Annotated in this window: 16 protein-coding genes; 10 read left to right on the forward strand and 6 right to left on the reverse strand. The window is 69.3% G+C overall.

Features of this window, described 5'->3' with window-relative positions:
• The first annotated feature begins 60 nt into the window (after positions 1-60).
• The 3 genes from AC1DYN_RS10395 to AC1DYN_RS10405 are packed head-to-tail and all read left to right on the forward strand — an operon-like array spanning position 61 to position 6,284.
• The gene (locus AC1DYN_RS10395) at positions 61-5,205 is read left to right on the forward strand and encodes a galactose oxidase-like domain-containing protein (protein ID WP_477959061.1); all 5,145 of its coding nucleotides are present in this window, start codon (positions 61-63) and stop codon (positions 5,203-5,205) included.
• 42 nt (positions 5,206-5,247) lie between these two features.
• Positions 5,248-5,721: a hypothetical protein gene (locus AC1DYN_RS10400; RefSeq protein ID WP_477959063.1), complete on the forward strand. Its 474-nt coding sequence runs from the start codon at positions 5,248-5,250 to the stop codon at positions 5,719-5,721.
• Positions 5,718-6,284 (forward strand): SCO family protein, encoded by a 567-nt coding sequence (locus AC1DYN_RS10405; protein ID WP_477959065.1) that lies wholly within the window; start codon positions 5,718-5,720, stop codon positions 6,282-6,284. The genes AC1DYN_RS10400 and AC1DYN_RS10405 overlap by 4 nt, the downstream gene beginning before the upstream one ends.
• A gap of 20 nt (positions 6,285-6,304) precedes the next feature.
• Here the strand turns inward: AC1DYN_RS10405 and AC1DYN_RS10410 are convergent, their stop codons facing one another.
• From AC1DYN_RS10410 to AC1DYN_RS10435, 6 genes are all read right to left on the reverse strand, one after another.
• Complete coding sequence (locus AC1DYN_RS10410; protein WP_477959067.1) at positions 6,305-8,176, reverse strand: exo-alpha-sialidase; 1,872 nt, start codon at positions 8,174-8,176, stop codon at positions 6,305-6,307.
• A 114-nt stretch (positions 8,177-8,290) separates the two neighbouring features.
• On the reverse strand, positions 8,291-10,153 hold the full coding sequence (locus AC1DYN_RS10415) for an exo-alpha-sialidase (protein WP_477959069.1): 1,863 nt from the start codon (positions 10,151-10,153) through the stop codon (positions 8,291-8,293).
• A 147-nt stretch (positions 10,154-10,300) separates the two neighbouring features.
• Positions 10,301-10,930, reverse strand: a complete 630-nt coding sequence (locus AC1DYN_RS10420) for an ATP-binding cassette domain-containing protein (protein WP_477959071.1) — start codon at positions 10,928-10,930, stop codon at positions 10,301-10,303.
• 4 nt (positions 10,931-10,934) lie between these two features.
• On the reverse strand, positions 10,935-11,660 hold the full coding sequence (locus tag AC1DYN_RS10425; protein WP_477959073.1) for an ABC transporter ATP-binding protein: 726 nt from the start codon (positions 11,658-11,660) through the stop codon (positions 10,935-10,937).
• Entirely contained in the window at positions 11,657-12,400 is a 744-nt protein-coding gene (locus AC1DYN_RS10430; RefSeq protein WP_477959075.1) for an ABC transporter ATP-binding protein, read from the reverse strand. Before AC1DYN_RS10430 ends, AC1DYN_RS10425 begins: the two co-directional genes overlap by 4 nt.
• Positions 12,401-12,402: 2 nt before the next feature.
• Positions 12,403-13,377, reverse strand: a complete 975-nt coding sequence (locus AC1DYN_RS10435) for a branched-chain amino acid ABC transporter permease (RefSeq protein WP_477959077.1) — start codon at positions 13,375-13,377, stop codon at positions 12,403-12,405.
• A 165-nt stretch (positions 13,378-13,542) separates the two neighbouring features.
• On the opposite strand from AC1DYN_RS10435, the gene AC1DYN_RS10440 reads away from it, so the two are divergent.
• From AC1DYN_RS10440 to AC1DYN_RS10470, 7 genes are read left to right on the forward strand one after another with little or no spacing between them, the layout of a single operon-like run.
• A complete protein-coding gene (locus tag AC1DYN_RS10440; protein WP_477959079.1) occupies positions 13,543-14,433 on the forward strand; it encodes a MurR/RpiR family transcriptional regulator in 891 nt (296 codons plus the stop codon).
• Entirely contained in the window at positions 14,430-16,427 is a 1,998-nt protein-coding gene (locus AC1DYN_RS10445; RefSeq protein ID WP_477959081.1) for a bifunctional 5-dehydro-2-deoxygluconokinase/5-dehydro-2-deoxyphosphogluconate aldolase, read from the forward strand. Before AC1DYN_RS10440 ends, AC1DYN_RS10445 begins: the two co-directional genes overlap by 4 nt.
• On the forward strand, positions 16,424-17,377 hold the full coding sequence (locus tag AC1DYN_RS10450) for an NAD(P)-dependent oxidoreductase (RefSeq protein WP_477959105.1): 954 nt from the start codon (positions 16,424-16,426) through the stop codon (positions 17,375-17,377). Before AC1DYN_RS10445 ends, AC1DYN_RS10450 begins: the two co-directional genes overlap by 4 nt.
• Positions 17,378-17,413: 36 nt before the next feature.
• Complete coding sequence (locus AC1DYN_RS10455; protein ID WP_477959083.1) at positions 17,414-18,760, forward strand: ABC transporter substrate-binding protein; 1,347 nt, start codon at positions 17,414-17,416, stop codon at positions 18,758-18,760.
• 10 nt (positions 18,761-18,770) lie between these two features.
• Positions 18,771-20,060, forward strand: a complete 1,290-nt coding sequence (locus tag AC1DYN_RS10460) for an ABC transporter substrate-binding protein (protein ID WP_477959085.1) — start codon at positions 18,771-18,773, stop codon at positions 20,058-20,060.
• Positions 20,061-20,073: 13 nt separating this feature from the next.
• Positions 20,074-21,003 carry a branched-chain amino acid ABC transporter permease gene (locus AC1DYN_RS10465; protein ID WP_477959087.1) on the forward strand — a complete coding sequence of 310 codons (930 nt, stop codon included), beginning with the start codon at positions 20,074-20,076 and terminating at the stop codon, positions 21,001-21,003.
• A gap of 20 nt (positions 21,004-21,023) precedes the next feature.
• Entirely contained in the window at positions 21,024-21,770 is a 747-nt protein-coding gene (locus AC1DYN_RS10470) for an SDR family NAD(P)-dependent oxidoreductase (protein ID WP_477959089.1), read from the forward strand.
• Position 21,771 lies beyond the last annotated feature (1 nt).

Consider the following 21,771-nt stretch of genomic DNA (forward strand, 5'->3'; position numbering starts at 1 on the left):
ATCAACGACCTGGCGCGGCGAGCGGCCCGAGCCGCCGCACGCGCCCGGCAGGAGACAAGCATGACCCGTTCACTTCGTGCCCCGGCGCCGTATGGTGCCGTGCTGGCTGGCGCCTTGCTGCTGACCGCTTGCGGCGGGGGCGGCAACGAACGCGGCGCGCCGGCGGCGGCGTCGGCCGATGCCCCGCCCACCGAACGCGCGGCCGCCATCGCGCCGCCCGGCGCCAGCACCTGGACGCCGCTGATCCCGCTGTCGATGGTGACGCCGTCGGCCGCGCTGCTGCCCAACGGCAAGGTCATCCTGTGGGCCTCGTCCGACCGCTTCACCGACAGCGCGCCGAACGGCCAGACCTACACCACGCTGTTCGACCCGGCCACGCAGACCGCGTCGGAGACGCTGGTGACGCAGACCGGGCACGACATGTTCTGCTCCGGCACGACCAACCTGCCGGACGGACGCATCCTGGTCAACGGCGGCAAGAACAGCGAGAAGACCACCATCTACGACCCGGTGTCCAACGCCTGGACCTCGGCCGCGGCGATGAAGATCACGCGCGGCTACAACGCCAACACCCTGCTGCCCGACGGCTCGGTGTTCACCTTCGGCGGCTCGTGGAGCGGCGGCCGCGGCAACAAGCACGGCGAGCGCTGGACGGCCGCCGGCGGCTGGGCGCGCCTGAACGGCGTGCCGGTCGACACGGCGCTGGGCAACGACCCCGACTTCGCGTTCCGCGCCGACAACCACATGTGGTTGATCCCGGCACCCAACGGGCGGGTGCTGCACGCCGGGCCGGCGGCCAACATGAACTGGATCGACCCCGAGGCGAACGGCGGAACGGGCGCGATCACCCCGGCCGGCCCGCGCGGCGACGACCCGTACAGCCAGAGCGGCAACGCCGTGATGTACGACATCGGCAAGGTGCTGAAGGTGGGCGGCGCACCGGCCTACGAAGGCCAGAACGCGACCAACCGCGCCTACGTGATCGACATGAACGCCGGCGTCTCGGTGCGCAAGATCGCGCCGATGGCCTACTCGCGCATCTTCGCCAACAGCGTGGTGCTGCCGAACGGGCAGGTGCTCATCGTCGGCGGCCACAGCTTCGGCCACCCGTGGTCGGACGACAACTCGGCGCTCGTGCCCGAGCTGTGGGATCCCGTCACCGAAGCCTTCACGCCGCTGCCGCCGATCGCGGTGCCGCGCAACTACCACAGCGTCGCGCTGCTGCTGCCCGATGCCCGCGTGCTGACGGCCGGCAGCGGGCTGTGCGGCAGCTGCTCGACCAACCACAACAACGCGCAGATCCTGACGCCGCACTACCTGCTCAATGCCGACGGCACGCCGGCCACGCGGCCGGTGATCAGCAACGCGCCGGCCACCGCGACGCACGGCACCAGCATCGCGGTGACGACCAACGCGGCCGTCACGGCCTTCTCGCTGGTGCGCCTGGGCTCGACCACGCACACGGTCAACAACGACCAGCGCCGCATCCCGCTGCAGTTCAGCAGCACCGGCGCCAACGCGTATTCGCTGGCGCTGCCGTCCAATCCCGGCGTCGTGCTGCCCGGCTACTACATGCTGTTCGCGATGAACGCGGAGGGCACGCCGTCGGTGTCGAAGATGATCCGCATCGGCGGCGATGCGGCACCGAAGCTGGCCAACCCCGGCTCGCAGACCACCGTCAGCGGCAGTGCCGTCAGCCTGGCGCTGGCCGCGACCACGCCGACCGGCACGCTGACCTTCGGCGCCACCGGCCTGCCGCCGGGCGTGTCGATCAACACCGCCACCGGGGCCATCACCGGCACGCCGACGACCGTCGGCCAGTACGTGGTGACCGTCAACGCGCGCAACGACGTGGCGACCAGCAGCACCCAGCTGGCCTGGGACGTGACGCCGCTGCTCGGCGCGACGGTGCAGTACGTGATGCTGGAGGCGGTGTCCGAGACCGCGGGCAAGGCCTGGACCTCGATGGCCGAGTTCAACCTGCTGGACCGCAGCGGCGCGGTGATCCCGCGCACCGGCTGGACGGTGCAGGTCGACAGCCAGGAAGCGGCGACCGGGCAGAACTCCGGGGCCGCCGCGATCGACGGCGACGCCGCCACCTTCTGGCACACCAAGTACACCGGCGGCGACGTGCCGCCGCCGCACCGCTTCATCGTCAACCTGGGCACGGCGCGCGGCATCGGCGGCTTCAAGTACCTGCCGCGGCCGGCGGCGACGGGCCAGAACGGCACCATCGCAGCCTGGAACTTCTACATCGGCAACGACGGCAGCAGCTGGTCGCTGCTGAAGAGCGGCAACTTCAACGACTTCCCCGACCGCGCGGCCGAGAAGACCATCACCGTCGACCGCGCGCCGTCGATCGCGCCGATCGCCAACCGCAACAACACGCTGAACCAGGCGGTGTCGTTCGGCGTCAGCGGCGGGGATCCGGACGGCGACACGCTCGCGTACTCGGCCACCGGGTTGCCGACGGGCCTGGCGATCAACGGCACCAGCGGGCTGATCAGCGGCACCGTCACGGCGACCGGCAACTTCGCGGTGACGGTCAGCGTGAACGACGGCCATGGCGGCACGGCCAGCGTGTCGTTCGGCTGGAACGTCAGCGCGGCGCAGTTCGTGATCGACCCGGTGCCGGCGGCACCGCTCGCGTCGGGCGGCAACGCGACTTTCAACGTCGCGTCGAACGGCGGTGCCGGCACGCGCTACCRCTGGACCTTCGGCGACGGCACGGCGCAGACGGCGTACTCGACGTCGACGACGATCAGCCACACCTATGCGGCGCCGGGGCTGTACAACGTCACGGTGGAAGCGATCGACGCCAACAACGTGGTCACCTCGCGCACCTTCAGGCAGGCCGTGTACGCGGTGACGACGAGCGCGAAGCCGACCGCCTCGTCGAGCGTCGCGATCGAGGCCGGCACGACGCCGCGCGTGTGGCTGGTCAACCAGGACAACGACAGCGTCAGCGTCTTCAACGGCAGCACGCAGGCGCGCATCGCCGAGATCGCGGTCGGCACGCGGCCGCGCAGCGTGGCCATCGCACCCGACGGCCGCGTCTGGGTCGTCAACAAGGGCGATGCGACGATCAGCATCATCGATGCCTCGACGCTGGCGCTCGCGCAGACCATCGCCCTGCCGCGCTCGTCGCAACCCTTCGGCCTGGCCTTCGCGCCCGACGGCAGCGCCGGCTACGTCGCGCTGGAAGGCAGCGGCCAGCTGCTGAAGCTGAACGCCGGCACCGGCGCGACGCTGGGCAGCGTGGCGGTGGGCGCGAACCCGCGCCACGTGTCGGTGGCGGCGGCGAGCAACCGCGTGCTGGTGTCGCGCTTCGTCTCGCCGGCCTTGCCGGGCGAGGCCACGGCCAGCGTGCAGACGGCGTTGGCCGGCGTCAAGAAGGGGGGCGAGGTGGTCTTCGTGACGCCCGCGCTGGCGATCGAGCGCACCGTGGTGCTGCAGCACAGCGACAAGCCCGACAGCCTGCTGCAGGGCCGCGGCATTCCGAACTACCTGGCACCGGCGGTGATCTCGCCGGACGGCAACAGCGCCTGGGTGCCGTCCAAGCAGGACAACCTGCTGCGCGGCACGCTGCGCGACGGCAGCAACCTGGACTTCCAGAACACGGTGCGCGCGATCAGCTCGCGCATCGACCTGGCGAGCTTCACCGAGGACTACCCGGCGCGCATCGACCACGACAACTCCGGTGTCGGCAGCGGCGCGGCCTTCCACCCGACGGGTGCCTACCTGTTCGTCGCGCTGGAGACCAGCCGCGAGGTGGCAGTGGTCGACCCGGTCGCCAAGGCCGAGGTCTACCGCTTCCCGGTCGGGCGTGCGCCGCAGGGCCTCGCGGTGTCGGCCGACGGGCTGAAGCTGTACGTCAACAACTTCATGGACCGCACGCTGGGCGTGTACGACCTGGCGCGGCTCGTCAACTTCGGCGAGCTGAACCTGCCGCTGGTGGCGAACGCGAATGCGGTGGGCACCGAGAAGCTCGCGGCCAACGTGCTGACCGGCAAGAAGCTGTTCTACGACGCGCAGGACACGCGGCTGGCGCGCGACGCGTACATGAGCTGCGCGTCGTGCCACAACGACGGCGGGCACGATGGCCGAACCTGGGACTTCACCGGCCTGGGCGAAGGCTTGCGCAACACCATCACGCTGCGCGGGCGGGCCGGGGCGCAGGGCAACAAGCACTGGACCGGCAACTTCGACGAGATCCAGGATTTCGAAGGGCAGATCCGCAACTTCGCGCTCGGCACCGGGCTGATGAGCGATGCGCTGTACAACGCCGGCACGCGTTCGCAGCCGCTGGGCGACGCGAAGGCGGGGCAGAGCGCAGACCTGGATGCGCTGGCCGCCTATGTCGCGTCGCTGAAGACGAGCGATGCGAGCCCGAACCGCAACGCCAACGGCACGCTGACGGCCGATGCGCTGGCCGGGCAGGCGATCTTCCGCGGCGCGGGCGGGTGCCTGGCCTGCCACGGTGGCACCGACGTGACCGACAGCGCCGGCGGCGTGCTGCGCAACGTCGGCACGATCAAGGCGTCGTCGGGCAAGCGCCTGGGGCAGACGCTGACCGGGCTGGACACGCCGACACTGAAGGGCGTGTGGGCGACGGCGCCCTACCTGCACGACGGCTCGGCCGCGACGCTGCTGGACGTGCTGACGACGGCGAATGCCGCCAACCTGCACGGCGCGGCGAACAGCCTGACGGCGGCGCAGCGCACGCAGCTGGTGGCCTACCTGCAGCAGCTGGACGACACGAGTGACGCGATCACCCCGGCCACCATCGGCAGCCTGTCGGTGCTGGACACGGCGAACGCGGCCGACTGGTCGGTGCAGGCCAACCTGCAGAACGGCGCGCAGCAGTTCGGCGACCGCACCTTCACGATCACCGCGCTGCCGGCGGTGCTGTCGGGTTCTCCCTGGTTGCGCACGGCGAACGATTCGAAGACCTTCACCGGCAACCCGACGGTGAGCTTCGCGCTGAACCAGCCGGCGGACGTGTACCTGACGGTCGACGATCGCTTCAACGGCGCGCTGGCGTGGATGGCGGGCTGGTCGAATACCGGGCTGAAGATGACGACCAGCGAAGGCGGCACGGCGCGCAGCTACACCGTCTTCACGAAGAGCTTCCCGGCCGGCAGCGTCAACCTCGGGCCGGCTGGGGCGGCGGGCAACAGCATGTACAGCGTGGTGGTGCGCTAGCGCGCAGGGGTGGGCGGTGCAAATCCGAAGGTGGACCTGAAGTTGGCAAGCAAACCGTTCGGACTGGGCCTGTCGAAGGCCTGCTCGCTGATGGCGACGCTCGCCGCATGGCAGGCGATGGCCGCCGACCCGGAGCTCGAGCGCGGCCGCCAGCTGTACCGCGGCGACGCGCCGCTGTCCGGCACGATCACCGGCCACGCGCAGCCGCTGCCGCCGCTGGCCACGCGCTGCATCAACTGCCACTCGCGCGACAGCGTCGCGCGCAGCCCGGCCGTGTCGGCGTCGGCTGCGCAGCCGTTCGCGCCCTTGCTGACGCGCGAACGCCTGCTGGAGCCGATCGCGCGGCGCGGCGGGCCGCCGTCGCGCTACGAGCTGGCGACTTTCTGCCGCCTGCTGCGCACCGGCATCGACCCGGCCTACGTGCTGATCCCGCGCCAGATGCCGCGCTACGCGATCGACGATGCGCAATGCCGGGCGCTGTGGACCTACCTGACCGATGGAGGAGAGCCGCGATGAGCACACGCCGATCCGTGCTGGCCGGGGCCGCCGCGCTGGTGGCCGGGCCCTGGGCCGCGCGGGCGCACCAGGCCTTCGGGCCGGTGCAGCCCGAACTGGCGGCACCGGCGCTGCCGCTGCAGGACATGGCCGGCAAGCCGGTGGCGTTGCCCGCGCTGCTGGCGGGCCAGGTGACGGCCGTGCAGCTGATGTTCACCGGCTGCAGCGCCACCTGCCCGATCCAGGGCGCGGTGTTCGCCGACGCGCAGGCGCGGCTCGCGAAGGCGCAGGCCGACCTGCGGCTGCTGTCGGTGTCGATCGATCCGCTGGGCGACGACCTGGCCGCGATGCGGGCCTGGCTCGCGAAGTTCGGTGCGCAGCCGGGACGCTGGGCCGGCGCGCTGCCGCGCGCGAAGGATGCCGATGCGCTGCTCGACTTCCTGCGTGGCCGCGCACCGGGCGTCGACCGGCACACCGCACAGGCCTTCGTGTTCGATCGCCGCGCCCGGCTGGTCTTTCGCACCGAGGACATGCCGCAGCCGGCCGAGCTGGTGGCGCTGATGCAGCGCATCGCGCAGCGCTGAGGGCGCCGCGCGCGCGAGGGTCAGAGCATCTTCAGCTTCAGTGCCGTCAGGTCGCCGGGCGGGATGTTGGTGTACAGCCCGGTGATCTCGGAATCCGACAGCGCACGGTGGTGGACCTGCACCGCGTCCAGCGCGCCGTTGAAGTGTTCCATGTAGCCCGAGCTGTTGCTGCCCGAGCCGTTGGTCGGGCGGGCCCCGAAGACCAGGCCGAAGTCCGTGGCGCGCGCCGTCGCGTAGTCGTTGACGAAGAAGCCCGTGCGGGTCGTGCGCAGGGTCTTGTCGACATAGAACTTCATCGTCGTGCCCGAGCGGACGACGGTCACCATGTGCCACTTGCCGTCCTTGAGAAGGCTGGTGTCGGCGTCGTTGTGGACCACTTCGCCCTGGCTCGGGAACTGCGTGCTGAGGAAGCGCAGGCCGCGCGTCGGATCGAGCCGCAGCCACAGCTGGTAGGGCGACTCGAGGCCGACGCCGTAGGCCCACAGCAGCGTCTCGACCGCATTGCTGTAGGTGCTGCCGGACTTGAACCACAGGTTCAGCGTGAAGTTGTTGCTCGTCAGCAGGCTGGGCGAGGCATCGGGCACGTGGATGTACGAGCTGCCGTTCAGCTGCGCGGCGGTGTCGAACTTGCCGGTCGCGGAGGCGGCGGTGCTGCCGGCCTTGCGCACCCAGCGGACCGCACCGTTGTTGCCGGAGTCGTCGGTGACGGCGCTCGAATCGGCGCCCGGCAGCGCCTGCGTGAAGAAGCGGATGGTCGTGTTGCTGCCGCTGCCGTCCTGCAATTCGGCCAGCACGCCCAGCGTGGTGGAGTTCACCATCGCCAGGTCGGTGTATTCGCCGGCACCGGTGGGCAGCGCGCTGCTGTACTTCCACGTGACGCCGTCGTCCTCGCTGTAGCGGACGACGAGGTCGGCGCGCAGCGCGCTCTTGGTGTAGTTGGCCGCGTCCTTCGACGGCGCCGTGAACGCGAGCGTGGAGGCATTGACGCGCAGCACTGCCCCCTCGACCACCGGGCCGGTGAACTGCGCGGAGGCCACCATGCGCCCGAAGCTCGCGCCGCCGTTCGTGCTGACCGACTTGACGCGCACCAGCGGCTGGTTGATCGCGACGCTGAGCGGCAGCGCGGAGCGCGAGATCTTCAGCACGTTGCCGTTGCCTTGCTCGACGAGCTGGCTTTCATTCGGCTCGAACAGGATGGAGTCGGCGACCGGCTCGGTGCCGCCGAGGGACCAGTTGGCGCCGCTGTCGTCGGAATAGAGGACGCCGGTGACGTTGCGCAGCACCTTGGCGTCGTCCGGGTCGACGCGGTAGCCCCAGAACGGCACCAGCAGCCGGCCGGCGTAGGCACCGTTCTTCAGCTGGATGCCGTGGCCCGGGCCGGGCAGCATCAGGCGGTAGTCGGCGGGAATCAGGCTGCTCCTGTCGACGGGGTTCGACCACGAGACGCCGCCGTCCGTGGTGCTGCGCAGGTAGAGCTTCGGCAGGTTGTCGAGGCTCTTCTCCGACAAGCCCTCCGACGACGAACCGTAGAAGACGAAGACGGTGCCGCTCTTCGAATCGAGCACCGGCGACGGGTTGCCGGTCGGCCGGGCGGTGGAGACCAGGTCTTCGCCCAGCCGCGTGGCGGCGCTCCAGGTGGCGCCGCTGTCGGTGGAGCGCGACACGACGACCTCCTTGTTCGACGTGTCGCTGTCGTCGCGCCGCGCTTCGCAGAACGCGAGCAGTACGCCGGGCGTCTGCGTGGCCACCAGTGCCGGCAATCGGACGACCGGTCGCAAGGCGTAGGAGATGGAGGCACCGTTGAAGACCGTGGTGCGGGACGACAACTGGGCCGATGCGGGCCCGTGGAAGAACACGGCGAATGCAAGAAATACTGCGAACAACATCTGCATGGTGATCTCCGGTACGGCGGCGGCGTGCGACGTGCACGCCATGCGGGTACCGGAGAATCGGCTGAAACGCGGCCCGATGGAGAGGCATGATCGACCGGGCGAAACGGACCGTGTTCAGAGGATGCTCAGCCGCAGCGCCGTCAGGTCGCCGGGCTGGACGTTGTTGAACAGCCCGGAGATCTCGGAGGCGGACAGGGCCCGGTGGTGGACCTGCACGTCGTCGAGCGCGCCGTTGAACTGTTCCGTGTACCCGTTCGTTCCGTTGGTGGGCCGGGCGCCGAACACCAGTCCGAAATCGGTGGCCGTGGCCGTCGTGTAGTTGTTGGCGAAGAAGCCGGTCTGGGTCGACCGCAGGGCCCCGTCCACGTAGAACAGCAGCGAGGTGCCCGAGCGCACGGCCGAGACCATGTGCCACTGGTTGTCGTTGACGATCGCGGCGTTGTTGTCTTCATAGACCTTCTGGGCCAGGGCCGGGTACTGCGTGCTGGTCATGCGCAAGCCCTTGGCCGGGTCCAGGCGCAGCGACATGTGGTACGGCGACGTGTTGCCCATCCCGTAGGCCGTCATCAGCGACTCGGACGCATTGCTGTAGTTGCCCGACTTGAACCACAGGTTCAGCGTGAAGCTGTTGTTGGTCAGCAGGCTGGGCGAGGCGTCCGGCGCGTGGACGTAGGCGCTGCCGTTCAGCCAGGTCGCGGTGTTGAACCTGCCGCTGCCGGTGGTGGAGCTGCTGCTGACCTTCTTCACCCAGCGAACGGCCGGGTTGTGGCCCGAGGCGTCGGTCACGCTGCTCGAATCGGCGGCCGGCAGCGTGGTGGTGAAGAACTTGATCTGCGTGTTGTCCCCGCTGCTGGTCTGCAGCTCGGCAATGACGCCCAGCGTGGTCGCGTTCAGCTTCGCGATGTCGGTGTATTCGGCCTTGCCGTTCGGCAGCGCGATGGGGTACTTCCAGGTGATGCCGTCGTCTTCGCTGTAGCGGATGGCCAGGTCGGCGCGCGACCCGCTGCTGGTGTAGTTGGTCGCGTCCTTGGTCGGCGAGGTGAAGGCCAGCAGCGAGGAGCTGGCCCGCAGCACGGCGCCTTCGACGCGCGGACCGCTGAACTGGGCCGACGGAACCTGCCGCGAGAAGCTCTGCCCGCCGTCGGTGCTGATCGACTTGACCCGCACCAACGGCGTGTCGGGCGACGAGATCGCCACGGGCTTGGCGGCGCGGGTGATCTTCAGGATGTTGCCGTTGCCCTGCTCGACAACCTGGCTTTCGTTGGGCCCGTACGCCTCGGCATCGCTGGCGTCCTCCATGCCGCCGAGGTCCCAGGTGGCGCCGTGGTCCTCGGAGATGAGGACGCTGGTGAATTCCCTGAGGCGGAACGTGCCGTCGCCGTTGGGCAGCTTCCGGTAGCCCCAGACCGGCGTCAACAGCGTGCCGGCGTGGCTGCCGTTCTGCAGCTGGATGCCGTGGCCCGGGCCCGGCAGCATCAGCGTGACGTCGGGCGGGATCAGCGCGCTCAGTTCCACCGGTGGGTTCCATGTGGTGCCCAGCGTGGTGCTGGAGCGCATGTACAGCTTCGGTATGTTGTCGAGGGCTTTCTCACCCTTGCCTTGGGCGCTGGAGCCGTACAAGACGAGCAGCTTGCCGTTGCTGGCGTCCAGCACCGGCGACGCATTGCCCGTGGGTCGGTTGGGGTCCGGGTCTTCGGCCAGGACCTGCGGCAGGGTCCAGGTGGCGCCGTAGTCGAAGGACGACGCGTAGACGATTTCCTTGTCCGACGTGTCGTCGCTTGAATAGCGCGCTTCGCAGAAGGCCAGCAGAACCCCGGGAGAGTTCGTGGCGACCAGTGCCGGCAGCCGCACAATGGGCCGCGTCGCATGGGTGAAGCTGCCGCCCTGAAAGATCGTGGTCTGCGCGGACAGCTGGGCCGATGCCGGCAGATGACAAGCGAGAACGAATGCAAACAATACAGCGAACAACATTTGCATGGCCATCTCCAGTACTGCATGAGATTTCGAGGACTTCCGTTTCTCCCTGCGATGCCGGGAGCGAAGGTACGCCGGAGTTCCCTGATCTCAAAGCAGTGCAGATGTCCTTCTCGTTTCCCTCCATTGACCTGGCGGCCGGGCAGGTCTTCAGGGTGCGAGTTTCCCCAGGTAGGCCCGCACGCCCGGGTGCCCGCACAGCTCGCGCATCGACGCGGCGTGCATCAGCCGGCTGGTGCGCGACTCGTCCTTGTGCACGAAGATGTAGCGCTCGCAGATGTCGGCCAGGATCTCCATGTGCACCGGCTCGTTCGGGTGCAGGCACAGGAACACCAGCTTGCCCTGGCCGCGCAGCCGGCGGAAGAACTCCAGCATGAAGCCGATGTAGCCGTCCTGCGTGTTGAACTGCGGCTCGTCGAACAGGTGCACCACCGCGCGCTCGGTGCCGGCGTGTTCGAGCATGAAGTTCGGCCGGTCGCGCTTGAACGAGCGCACCTGGTACGACTGGTGGTAGTGCAGCGCGAGCCGGTCGCGCTCGCGGTAGCGCACCTTGTGGATGTCCTGCCCGGCCACCAGCACGCGGCCCCCGCTGGGCGCATTGCCGCCGGTGATCAGCTCGAACATCGTGGTCTTGCCGGCGCCGTTGGCGCCCATCACGCCGATGATGCCCGGCGCGTCGACCTGGAAATCGGCCTCCAGCGAGAACGTGGTCTGCCGCTGCGGCCAGCCGCGGTGGTAGTGCTTGCGTAAGCCGTCGACGTGAAGAATCGGTGTGCCCATCGGATCAGACTCCCAGCAGCTTGCGTTGCAGCGCCGCATCGCCGCGCAGCGCCGCGGCGCTGCCCTCGTGCACGATGCGGCCCTGGTGCATCACGTACGCGCGGTCGGACACCGCCAGCGCACTCTCGACGTTCTGCTCCACCAGCAGCACCGCCACCCCCTCGCGCTTCAGGCGCGTCACCGTTGCCATCACGTCCTGCACCACCTTGGGCGCGAGGCCCTGGCTCGGTTCGTCGAACAGCACCAGCCCCGGCGAGCCGATCAGCGCGCGCGAGATCGCCACCATCTGCATCTCGCCGCCCGACAGGTTTTCGCACTCTCGGCCCATCAGGTACTCCATCGCCGAGAAGATCTCGAAACACTCCTTCTCGTTCCAGGCCCGAAAGCGCGTCTTCTTGCGCGCGATCGCCAGGTTGCGGGCCACCGTCAGCGTCGGGAAGATGCGCCGGTCGTCCGGCACCCAGCCGACGCCCATGCCGGCGATGCGGTGCGTCGGCAAGTGCGTGATGTCGACGCCGTCGAAGCGCACGCTGCCGCGCTTGGGCGGCGTGAGGCCGAGGATCGATCGCAGCGTCGTCGTCTTGCCGGCGCCGTTCGGGCCGAGCAGCGACACCACTTCGCCCGGCGCGATGTGAAGCGACACGCCGAACAGCGCCTGCGTCTCGGCGTAGAAGGTCTCGATGCCATGGATCTCGAGGATCGATGGTTGTGGCTTCAGGACCGCGCTCATGCCAGCATCCCCAGGTTGGAGCGTTGCACCCACGGGTTGTGGCGCAGCTGCGCCGGCGTGCCTTCGGCGATCACCTGGCCCCAGTGGATCACGTTGATCTTGTCGGCCAGGCCGAACAGGAAACGCATGTCGTGCTCGATGACCACGATGGTCAGCTCGCGTTTCAGCTGCGCAATCAGCTCGGCGACGCGCGCCGTGCCCTCGGCGCCCAGCCCGGCGGTCGGCTCGTCGAGGAACAAGAGCCGCGGGTCGGTGGCCAGCGCGACGCCGATCTCCAGCGCGCGCCGCTCGCCATACGACAGCGCCCCGGCCATCGCCGACGCCTTGCCGGCCAGCCCGACGCGGTCGAGCACCGCCATCGCCAGTTCGCGGCCGCGGCTGAAGCGCCCCAGGTCGCGCCACATCGAGAAGCCTTGTTCGCGCACCGACGGCAGCGCGACCAGCACGTTGTCCAGCGTGGTCTCGTCGTCGAACAGGTTCATGATCTGGAACGAGCGCGACAGCCCGCGCCGCGCGATCTGCCGCGGCGTGAGCCCGGTGATGTCCTCGCCGGCAAAGGTCACGCTGCCGCGGTCCGGCGCGTAGCGGCCGGTCAGCACGTTGAAGCAGGTGGTCTTGCCCGCGCCATTGGGACCCATGATCCCGGTGAGCTGCTTTTCCTCGAACGACAGCGTGATGCTTTCCAGCACCACCTGGTCGCCGAAGCGCTTGTGCAGTTGATGAGCCTCGAACAGGGCCACGGTCAGGTCTCCTTGATCTGCGTTGCGAGCGTGGCCGTGCCGCGCCGTTCGGTGCCGCGCGTCGCGCAGCGCGCCCGCCAGGCCTGCCAGGCCCCAGCCACGCCGTCCGGCTGGAACAGCACCATCACGATGAACACCAGGCCGTACCAGAGCAGCCAGGTCTCGGTGTAGGCGCCGAGCAGGTCGCGCGCCAGGATGAAGATCAGCGCGCCGATCACCGGGCCCCAGAAGCTCACCAGCCCGCCGCCGATCAGCACCATCATCACGACGAAGCCCGAGTTGTGCAGGCTCATCACGTTCGGGTAGGCCGACTGCTGCGCCATCGCGAACAGCGAGCCGGCCAGCCCGGCGATCGCCGTCGAGAGGATGAAGGCCAGCCACTTGTACAGCCACACGTTGTGGCCGACGAAGGCGGCGCGCATCTCGTTCTGCTTGATGGCGCGCAGGATGCGGCCGAACGGCGAATGCACCAGCCGCCACAAGGCCACCAGCACCAGCGCGAACACCGCGAGCGCGAAATAGAAGAAGGCCTCGTTGCTCTTGAGCGCAATGTCGACGAAGCCGAGCGACAGGTCGGGACGCTTGATGTTCAGCAGGCCGTCCTCGCCGCCGGTCACCGTGTGCCACTTGCCGGCGACGAACCAGGCAAGCTGCCCGAACGCGATCGTCAGCAGCGCGTAGTAGATGCCGCGCCGGTGCGAGATGAACGCCCCCACCAGCGCACCGGCGATGCCCGCCGCCGCCACCGCGCCCAGCACCCCCAGCACCAGCCCGGCGCCGCCGCGCAGCTGCAGCAGCCCGAACGCGTACGCGCCGATGCCGAAGTAGGCGCCATGCCCGAACGACGGCAGGCCGCCGTAGCCGAGCAGCAGGTTGTGACCCAGCGCGAACAGCATCCAGATCATGATTTCCAGCGCCAAGTACTGGTAGAGCCCGACCTTGCTGAGCCACAGCGGCGTGCTGGCCAGCACGGCCACCGTGACCAGGAGTGGAAGCGGGACGAGGGCGGCGTGTCGGCTTGAGCTGAGCATGGGAAACGGACCCGAGATTGGACTCCGCGGAATATATGTTCTATGCTTTCTACGCGCAAGAACGTTTGTTCCTATTGTGATTCGGTACTTCCCCTAGGACAGTCCAGTCCCATGAGTCCCATCTCGAGCTACGACGAATTGAAGGATGCGATCTCGCAGGCCTACCCGGGCCTGCCGGCGCAGCTGCAGCGCATTGCGCGCTTCGCGCTCGAGCGGCCGAACGACCTGGCGCTGGGCACGGTGGCGGTGGTGGCCGAGGCGGCGCAGGTGCAGCCGTCGTCGCTGATCCGCTTTGCCAATGCGCTCAGCTTCACCGGCTTCTCGCAGATGCAGCAGGTGTTCCGCGGCCACCTGGTCGAACGTTCCGGCAGCTACCGCGAACGCATCAACCAGCAGCGCCGCCTGGGTGAAGGCGGCGCGGGCGGCGGCTTCCTGAACCAGTACGTCGCCGAGGCGGTGGCCGAACTCGGCCACCTGGAAGACGGCGTGCGCGCCGCCGACGTCAACGCCGCCGTCAAGCTGCTGTGCGCGGCGCGCCGCGTGCACGTGTTCGCGCAGCGCCGCGCCTTTCCGGTCGCCTGCTACCTGGCCTATGCGCTGAGCCAGCTCGAACTGAAGGCCTACCTGCTCGAAGGCATGGGCGGCATGCTGCGCGAATCGCTGCGCAACATCGCGAGCGACGAGGTGCTGATGGTCACCAGCTTCCACAGCTACTCGCGCGAGGTGGTGGATGCCGCCGAGAACGCGCACCGGCAGGGCATCCCGGTGATCGCGATCACCGACGGACCGTTGTCGCCGCTGAAGCGCTCGGCCGCGGTGTGCTTCGAGATCGGCATGGCCTCCGACCAGGTGTTCCGCTCGCTCGTCGCGCCGCTGTGCCTTGCGCAGGCCATCGTCGTGACGACCGGCCACCGGCTGGCCGAAAGCGCGGCCGCCGCGGCGGCCCGCCCCCCACGTCGCCCGAAGGCGAGACCCCGTCAATTGAATGGAGATGCTGCATGAGTGTCAGAGAACCCGTCGCGCAACCGGCCCGTGCGCTGGACCTGGTCTGCGTCGGACGCGCCGCCGTCGACCTGTACGGCGAACAGCTGGGGGCGCGCCTGGAGGACGTGCAAAGCTTCGCCAAGTACCTGGGCGGCTCGCCCGCCAACACCGCCGTCGGCGCGTCGCGGCTCGGGCTGCATTGCGCGATGCTCAGCCGCGTCGGCGACGAGCACAACGGCCGCTTCGTGCGCGAGACCCTGGCGGCGGAGAAGGTCGACGTGTCGCAGCTGAAGACCGATCCGCAGCGCCTGACCGCGCTGGTCTTCCTGGGGCTGCGCGACCGCGACACCTTCCCGCTGGTGTTCTACCGCGACAACTGCGCCGACATGGGCTTGTGCGAGGACGACGTCGACCCGGCGGTGATCGCCGGCGCGCGCGCGCTGCTGATCTCGGGCACGCACTTGTCACGCGCCGGCACGCGCGCCGCCTGCCTGGTGGCGATGCGTGCGGCCAAGGCCGCGGGCACCCGCGTGGTGCTCGACATCGACTACCGGCCGGTGCTGTGGGGCCTGACCGCGCCGGGGCTGGGCGAGCAGCGCTATGTCGAATCGGAGCGCGTCAGCCGCGAGCTCCAGGAGATCCTGCCCTTCTGCGACCTGGTGGTCGGCACCGAGGAAGAGGTGCACATCGCCGGCGGCAGCAGCGACAGCCTGGCGGCACTGCGCCGCATCCGCGAGCTGTCCGCCGCGCTGATCGTGATGAAGCGCGGGCCGATGGGCTGCGTCGCCTACGAAGGGGCGATCCCGCCGAAGCTGGAGGACGGCGTCGCCGGCCCGGGCTTCCCGGTCGAAGTGTTCAACGTGCTCGGCGCCGGCGATGCCTTCATGGCCGGGCTGCTGCGCGGCTGGGTGCGCGATGAGCCGCTGCCGCAGGCACTGCGCTATGCCAATGCCTGCGGCGCGATCGTCGTGTCGCGCCACGGCTGCGCGCCGGCGATGCCGAGCTGGATCGAGCTGAGCCACTTCCTGGCCCATGGCTCGCGCCACCACCGGCTGCGCGAGGACGCGAAGCTGGAGCAGCTGCACCGCGCGTCGACCCGGCACCGCGACTGGCCGAGCCTGGCGGTGCTGGCCTTCGACCACCGCGCGCAGTTCGAGGAGATCGCCGCGAAGCACCAGGTGCCGCGCGAGCGCATCCCGCAGTTCAAGTCGCTGGTGGCGCGCGCCGCGGCGCAGGGCCATGCGGCCGCGCGGGCGCTGCACCCGCAGCGACATCCCGGGATGTCGTTCCCGAACGCCGGCGTGATCGTCGACGGCCGCTTCGGCGAGGACATCCTGCCGCCGCTGACCGGCATCGGCTGGTGGGTCGCGCGGCCGGTGGAGCTGCCGGGCTCGCGCCCGCTCGATTTCGAGGACGGCGGCAACGTGGGCCTCGCGCTGCGCACCTGGCCTCAGGAGCACGTCGTCAAGTGCCTGGTCTACCACCACCCCGACGATGAAGCGGGCCTTGCGGCGCAGCAGATCGCCACCGTCGGCGCGCTGGCCCAGGCCTGCAACGCCACCGGCCACGAGCTGCTGCTGGAGGTGATCCCGCCGCGCAACCTGCCCGCCGACGACGAGACGCTGGCGCGCGCGATGCGGCAGTTCTATGCCGCCGGCATCGAGCCCGACTGGTGGAAGCTGCCGCCGCCGGCCAGCGCTGCTGCCTGGCGCCACATCGAGGAAGTGATCGCGTCGAACGACCCGCTGTGCCGCGGCGTGCTGCTGCTCGGCCTGGAAGCCAGCGAACAGGCGCTGCGCGAGGGCTTCCGCGTCGCGGCCGGCCAGCCGCTGTGCAAGGGCTTCGCGGTCGGCCGTTCGCTGTTCGCCGAGGCGGCGCACGGCTGGTTCGCAGGCACGCTGAGCGACGCCGCGGTGATCGAGCAGGTGGCGGCGAGCTACCAGCGCCTGATCCAGTTCTGGAGCGAGGCGCGGGCCGAAGCCGCGGCCGGAACGCTCGTGACGAATTCCTGAACCGCGAACCGAATACCAACTCACCAGGAGAGAACGACATGACGACAGCAAGCAAGACCAAGGTGGGCTTCATCGGCCTGGGCATGATGGGCCACGGCATGGCGAAGAACCTGCTCGCCAAGGGCTTCGGCGTGAGCTTCGTGGTGCACCGCAACCGCGCCAACCTGCAGGACCTGCTGGATGCAGGCGCCACTGAACAGCCGAGCCGCGCCGCCGTCGCCGAGGCGAGCGACGTGGTCATCATCTGCGTCACCGGCTCGCCGCAGGTCGAGGAGATCGTCTACGGCAACCAGGGCCTGCTGGCCGCCGCCGGCAAGGGCCTGACGGTGATCGACACCTCGACCGCCGAGCCGGCGTCGACCGCCCGCATCCGCGCCGACTTCGCGGCCCGCGGCGTCGCCTTCATCGACGCGCCGCTGGCGCGCACGCCGAAGGAAGCCGAGGAGGGCCGGCTGAACACCATGGTCGGCGCCGAGTCGGCCGACTTCGACCGCGTGCGCCCGGTGCTGGCCGCCTTCTGCGAGAACATCTTCCACGTCGGCCCGCCGGGGCACGGCCACGTGCTGAAGCTGATCAACAACATGCTCGCGATGACGACGGCCGCGGCGATCGCCGAGGCGGTGGCCACGGCCGCGAAGAGCGGGCTGTCGCTGCAGAAGCTGTTCGACGTGATCTCGGCCGGCGGCGTCAACTCGGGGATCTTCCAGATGATGCTGGGCAAGACGCTGCAGGGCGACCTGGCCGGCCTGAAGTTCGCGATCGGCAATGCGCAGAAGGACCTGCGCTACTACACCCACCTGACCGAGATGCTGCCGACCACCAGCCACCTGGCCGAGGCCGCGCACCAGAGTTTCGTGCAGGCCGGCAACCTGGGCCTGGGCGACAAGTTCATCGCGTCGCTGCTGGAGGCGCAGGAGAAGCTGAACAACGTGCAGATCATTCCGCGCTGACCGGGCACGGACCCCACAACAACCCTGGAGACAAGCATGGACAAGTCGACGAAAGAAGTTCAAACGATCGATGCCGGCACACCCGAAATGGACAAGCCTGATGCGGGAAGGCGCAGCCTGCTGAAGGCCGGTGCCGCGGCGGCCGCCGCGCCGGCGGCCTTCTTCGGCCCGTGGGCGCACAACCGCGTCTGGGCGCAGGCCGCGGCGGCCAAGCCGCTGGTCATCGGCCTGACGATGGATGCCTCGGGCCAGTACGGCGCGAGCGGCGGCGAAGAGCGCCTGGGCGCGATGATGGCCATCAAGGAGTTCAACGACAAGGGCGGCGTGCTGGGCCGGCGCATCGAGGCGCTGCACATGGACACCGAGACCACGCCGGCCTCGGGCTCGCGCATCGCCGAACGCATGATCACGCGCAACGAGGTCGCCTTCCTGGTCGGCGCGCTGCATTCGGGCGTGGCCAACGCGATCTCGCAGGTGGCGCAGAAGTACGGCACCATCTTCCTGAACACCAATTCCAGCTCGCCCACCGAGGCCGGGAAAGACTGCCACCGCGTCAAGTTCGTGTGGGACGGCAACGGCACCAACTTCGCGCACGCGATCGTCAAGAACGCGATCAAGGTGAACGGCAAGAACTGGGTGCTGCTGACCAACGACTACGTGTGGGGCCGCACCACGTCGGCGGCCACGCGCGCCATCGTCGAGGCCAACGGCGGCAGGATCGTCGAGGAGCTGCTGGTGCCGCAGAACACGCGCGACTTCTCGTCCTACCTGCTGAAGCTGCAGCAGCTCAAGCCGAATGCGGTGGCCACCGCGATCGGCGGCGACGACATCAAGGCGCTGCGCCAGCAGGTGATCCAGCTCAACCTGCAGAAGAGCATGGCCTGGATCAACAACCAGCAGGACTGGCCCGACGTCTACGGCCTGGGCCCGGAATCGATCTTCGGCGTGTTCGGCACCACCTGGTACTACCGGCTCGACCTGCCGGGGGTCAAGGAGTTCGTCGCGGCCTACCAGAAGCAGTTCCCGGGCATGGCGATCAAGGTGCCGGGCAACGTGTACCACAACAGCTACATGGCCACGCGCGAGCTGCTGCGCTGCGTCGAGGAGGCCGGCACGACGCAGAACATCGCGGTCATCAAGAAGCTCGAAGGCCGCAAGATGCCGGCGCGCGACCGTCTGCAGCACTTCGACGCCTGGATGGATCCGGTGACGCACCAGGTGCAGCAGACCATCTACATGGCGAGCTACAACGACACGCCGGCCGAGAAGGACGACATCTTCAAGATCCTGTCGAACGTGGATCCGAAGGAGGTCGTCGACACCGATGCGCAGAAGGCCTGCAAGCTCGAGAGCTACGACGCCACGCCCAGCTACCAGCAGTGAGCCGGCGACGATGCACGCCTCCCCCCTCGCACGCCGGCGGCTGCTGATCGCCTCCGGTGCCGCTGCTGTCGCCGGCTTCAGCGGCCCCTGGACCACGCGCCACGCGTGGGCCCAGGCCAAGGCGAAGAAGCCGCTGCTGATCGGCCTGGCCACCGACGACAGCGGCCAGTACGCTGCGAGCGGCCAGGACGAGCAGCTGGGCATGCGCATGGCGATCGCCGAGTTCAACGAGCGCGGCGGCGTGCTGGGCCGGCGCATCGAGGCGGTGCACGAGAACACCGCCGGCGACCCGGTGGTGGCGGTCGGCGTGGCCGAGAAGATGATCCGCCAGCAGGAGGTCGCGTTCCTGGTCGGCGGCGTGCACTCGGGCGTCGCGAGCGCGATGTCGCGCGTGGCGCAGAAGTACGGCTGCATCTACTTCAACAGCAACTCCAGCTCACCCAGCGAGGCCGGCGCCGAATGCCACCGCGTCAAGTTCGTCTGGGACGCCAACGGCACCAACTTCTCGACCTCGGTGGTGAAGGGCGCGATGACCGGCTTCGGCCGGCAGTGGGCGCTGGTCACCAGCGACTACCTGTGGGGCCACAACACCGCCAAGGGCATCCGCAGGATCGTCGAGGGCAACGGCGGGCAGATCGTCGAGGAGCTGCTGGTGCCGCAGGGCATGCGCGACTTCGCGCCGGTGCTGGCCAAGCTGCGCCGCCTGAACCCCGGCGTGGTCGCCACCGCGGTCGGCGGCGACGACCAGAAGACGCTGCGCCGGCAGGTGCAGGAGGCCGGCATGGACCGCAGCGTCGGCTGGATCAACAACCAGCAGGACTGGCCCGACGTGTACGGGCTCGGCCGGCAGGCGCTGTTCGGCATCTTCGGCACCACCTGGTACTGGCGGCTGGGCCTCGCGGGCGTGCCCGAGTTCGTCGCGCGCTACCGGCAGGCCTACCCCGAGTACCGGCTGAAATCGCCCGGCAACGTGTTCTTCAACGGCTACATGGCCATGCGCGAGCTGCTGCGCGCGGTCCAGCGCACCGGCACGACGAACAACCTGAAGCTCATCGCCGAGCTGGAGACGCTGCGCGTGCCGGCGGCCGAACGCATGCAGCATTTCGATGCGTGGATGAACCCGCACACGCACCAGCTGCAGCAGACGGTGTACGTCGCCGCCTACAACTCGATGCCGACGCAAGCCGACGACCTGTTCCGCATCCTCGCGCGCATCCGGCCCGAAGAGGTGCAGGACGCCGAGAGCGCACAGGCCTGCAAGCTCGAACCGCTGGCGGCGACGCCTTCGTACGAACCCTGAATCCCGAGAGACCATGGACACCCTGCTTTCGCTCATTCCCCACCTGGCCAACGGCATCACGCTGGGCCTGCTGTTCGCGCTGATCGCGCTGGGCTTCATGCTCATCGTCGGCGTGATGGAGACCATCAACCTGGCGCACGGCTCGCTGTTCGCGCTCGGCATGTACGTGGCGCTGTACCTGCTCGCGCCCAGGCTCGGCTGGTTCCCGGAACTGCAGCAGGCCTACCTGGCGCTGCCGCTGGGCACGCGCTACGGCATCGCGCTGTTCGTCGCACCGCTGGTGGTCGGGCTGGCCGGCCTGGTGCTCGAGGCCTGCCTGCGCCGCACCTATGGCCGCGACCCGCTGTACGGCCTGCTGCTCACCTTCGGCGCGGCGCTGCTGATCGAGGAGCTGATCCGCCTGGCCTGGGGCAGCAACGAGCAGCAGATGCCGTTGCCGCAAGCGATCTCCGGGGCCTTCCTGATGGGCGACCTGATCTATTCGCGCTACCGTGTGTTCGCGAGCGGCTTCGCGATCCTCGCGATCGTCGCGCTGTGGCTGTTCCTCGAGCGCACGCCCTACGGCGCGATCATCAAGGCCGGCGCGCACGACAGCGAGATGGTGCGCGCGCTGGGCATCAACCTGTCGCGGCTGCGCTCGGCGGTGTTCGCGCTCGGCGTGGCGCTCGCGGCGCTGGCCGGCGTGGTGATGGCGCCGATCTGGGGCATCCGGCCGCAGGTGGGCGTCGATGCGGTGGTGCCGGCCTTCCTGATCATCGTGCTGGGCGGCGTCGGCTCGCTGTGGGGCGCGGTGATCGCCGGGCTGCTGGTCGGCCTGGTCACCGGCATCACGGGGGCCTATGCCTCCGAATGGTCGCTGATGGCGATGTACCTGCTGTTCATCGCGGTCGTCACGTTCCGCTCGCGCGGGCTGTTTGGAAAGAAGAGCGTACTCGACACATGAGCGGACACATGGGCGGACACATGAAAGCAACTCTCGAAGGCAAGGTCGCGCTGGTCACCGGGGCCGGCGGCACGATGGGCCGCGCGGTGGTGGACGCGCTGCGGCAGGACGGCTGCCGCGTCGCGATGGTCGACATCGCGCTCGGCTCGATGGACGCGCTGGTGGCGCGCCACGGCGAGCAGGTGATGGCGCTGGCCTGCGACATCTCGCAGGCCGAGTCGGTGACTGCCGCGCACCAGCAGGTGCGGCAGCGCTTCGGCGAGGTCGACATCCTGGTCAACAACGCCGGCGTGCTGTCGAACAACAAGATCGAGGCGACCAGCCTGGCCGAATGGCACCGCGTGCTCGGCGCCAACCTCGACGGCGCGATGCTGTGGTCGCAGTGCGTGGTGCCGGCGATGAAGGCGCGGCGCTGGGGCCGCATCATCAACACCAGCTCGCTGGCGGCGAAGACCGGCGGGCTGACGGCCGGCACGGCGTATTCGGTGTCGAAGGGGGCGATGAGCGCGCTGACCTTCTCGCTGGCGCGCGAGCTGGCGGCGCATGGCGTCACCGCGAACGCGATCGCGCCGGCCTATGTGCGCACGCCGATGGTCACCGAGCAGCTGACCGAGGAACAGCGCCAGGCCTTGATCCAGCAGATCCCGGTCGGCCGCTTCTGCGAACCCGAGGAGTTCGCGCACGCGGTGAGCTTCCTCGCCTCGCCGCTGTCGGGCTTCATCACCGGCGAGGTGCTGGACCAGAACGGCGGCCTGTTGATGGACTGAT

This window comes from Rhizobacter sp. P2_D12, assembly GCF_056404395.1.

Bases quoted from the DNA above. Each gene is read 5' to 3' on its own strand.
- AC1DYN_RS10410 (WP_477959067.1), bottom strand. From the start codon at position 8,176: ATGCAGATGTTGTTCGCAGTATTTCTTGCATTCGCCGTGTTCTTCCAC.
- AC1DYN_RS10455 (WP_477959083.1), top strand. From the start codon at position 17,414: ATGGACAAGTCGACGAAAGAAGTTCAAACGATCGATGCCGGCACACCC.
- AC1DYN_RS10415 (WP_477959069.1), bottom strand. From the start codon at position 10,153: ATGCAAATGTTGTTCGCTGTATTGTTTGCATTCGTTCTCGCTTGTCAT.
- AC1DYN_RS10440 (WP_477959079.1), top strand. From the start codon at position 13,543: ATGAGTCCCATCTCGAGCTACGACGAATTGAAGGATGCGATCTCGCAG.
- AC1DYN_RS10445 (WP_477959081.1), top strand. From the start codon at position 14,430: ATGAGTGTCAGAGAACCCGTCGCGCAACCGGCCCGTGCGCTGGACCTG.
- AC1DYN_RS10460 (WP_477959085.1), top strand. From the start codon at position 18,771: ATGCACGCCTCCCCCCTCGCACGCCGGCGGCTGCTGATCGCCTCCGGT.
- AC1DYN_RS10405 (WP_477959065.1), top strand. From the start codon at position 5,718: ATGAGCACACGCCGATCCGTGCTGGCCGGGGCCGCCGCGCTGGTGGCC.
- AC1DYN_RS10425 (WP_477959073.1), bottom strand. From the start codon at position 11,660: ATGAGCGCGGTCCTGAAGCCACAACCATCGATCCTCGAGATCCATGGC.
- AC1DYN_RS10420 (WP_477959071.1), bottom strand. From the start codon at position 10,930: ATGGGCACACCGATTCTTCACGTCGACGGCTTACGCAAGCACTACCAC.
- AC1DYN_RS10470 (WP_477959089.1), top strand. From the start codon at position 21,024: ATGAAAGCAACTCTCGAAGGCAAGGTCGCGCTGGTCACCGGGGCCGGC.
- AC1DYN_RS10465 (WP_477959087.1), top strand. From the start codon at position 20,074: ATGGACACCCTGCTTTCGCTCATTCCCCACCTGGCCAACGGCATCACG.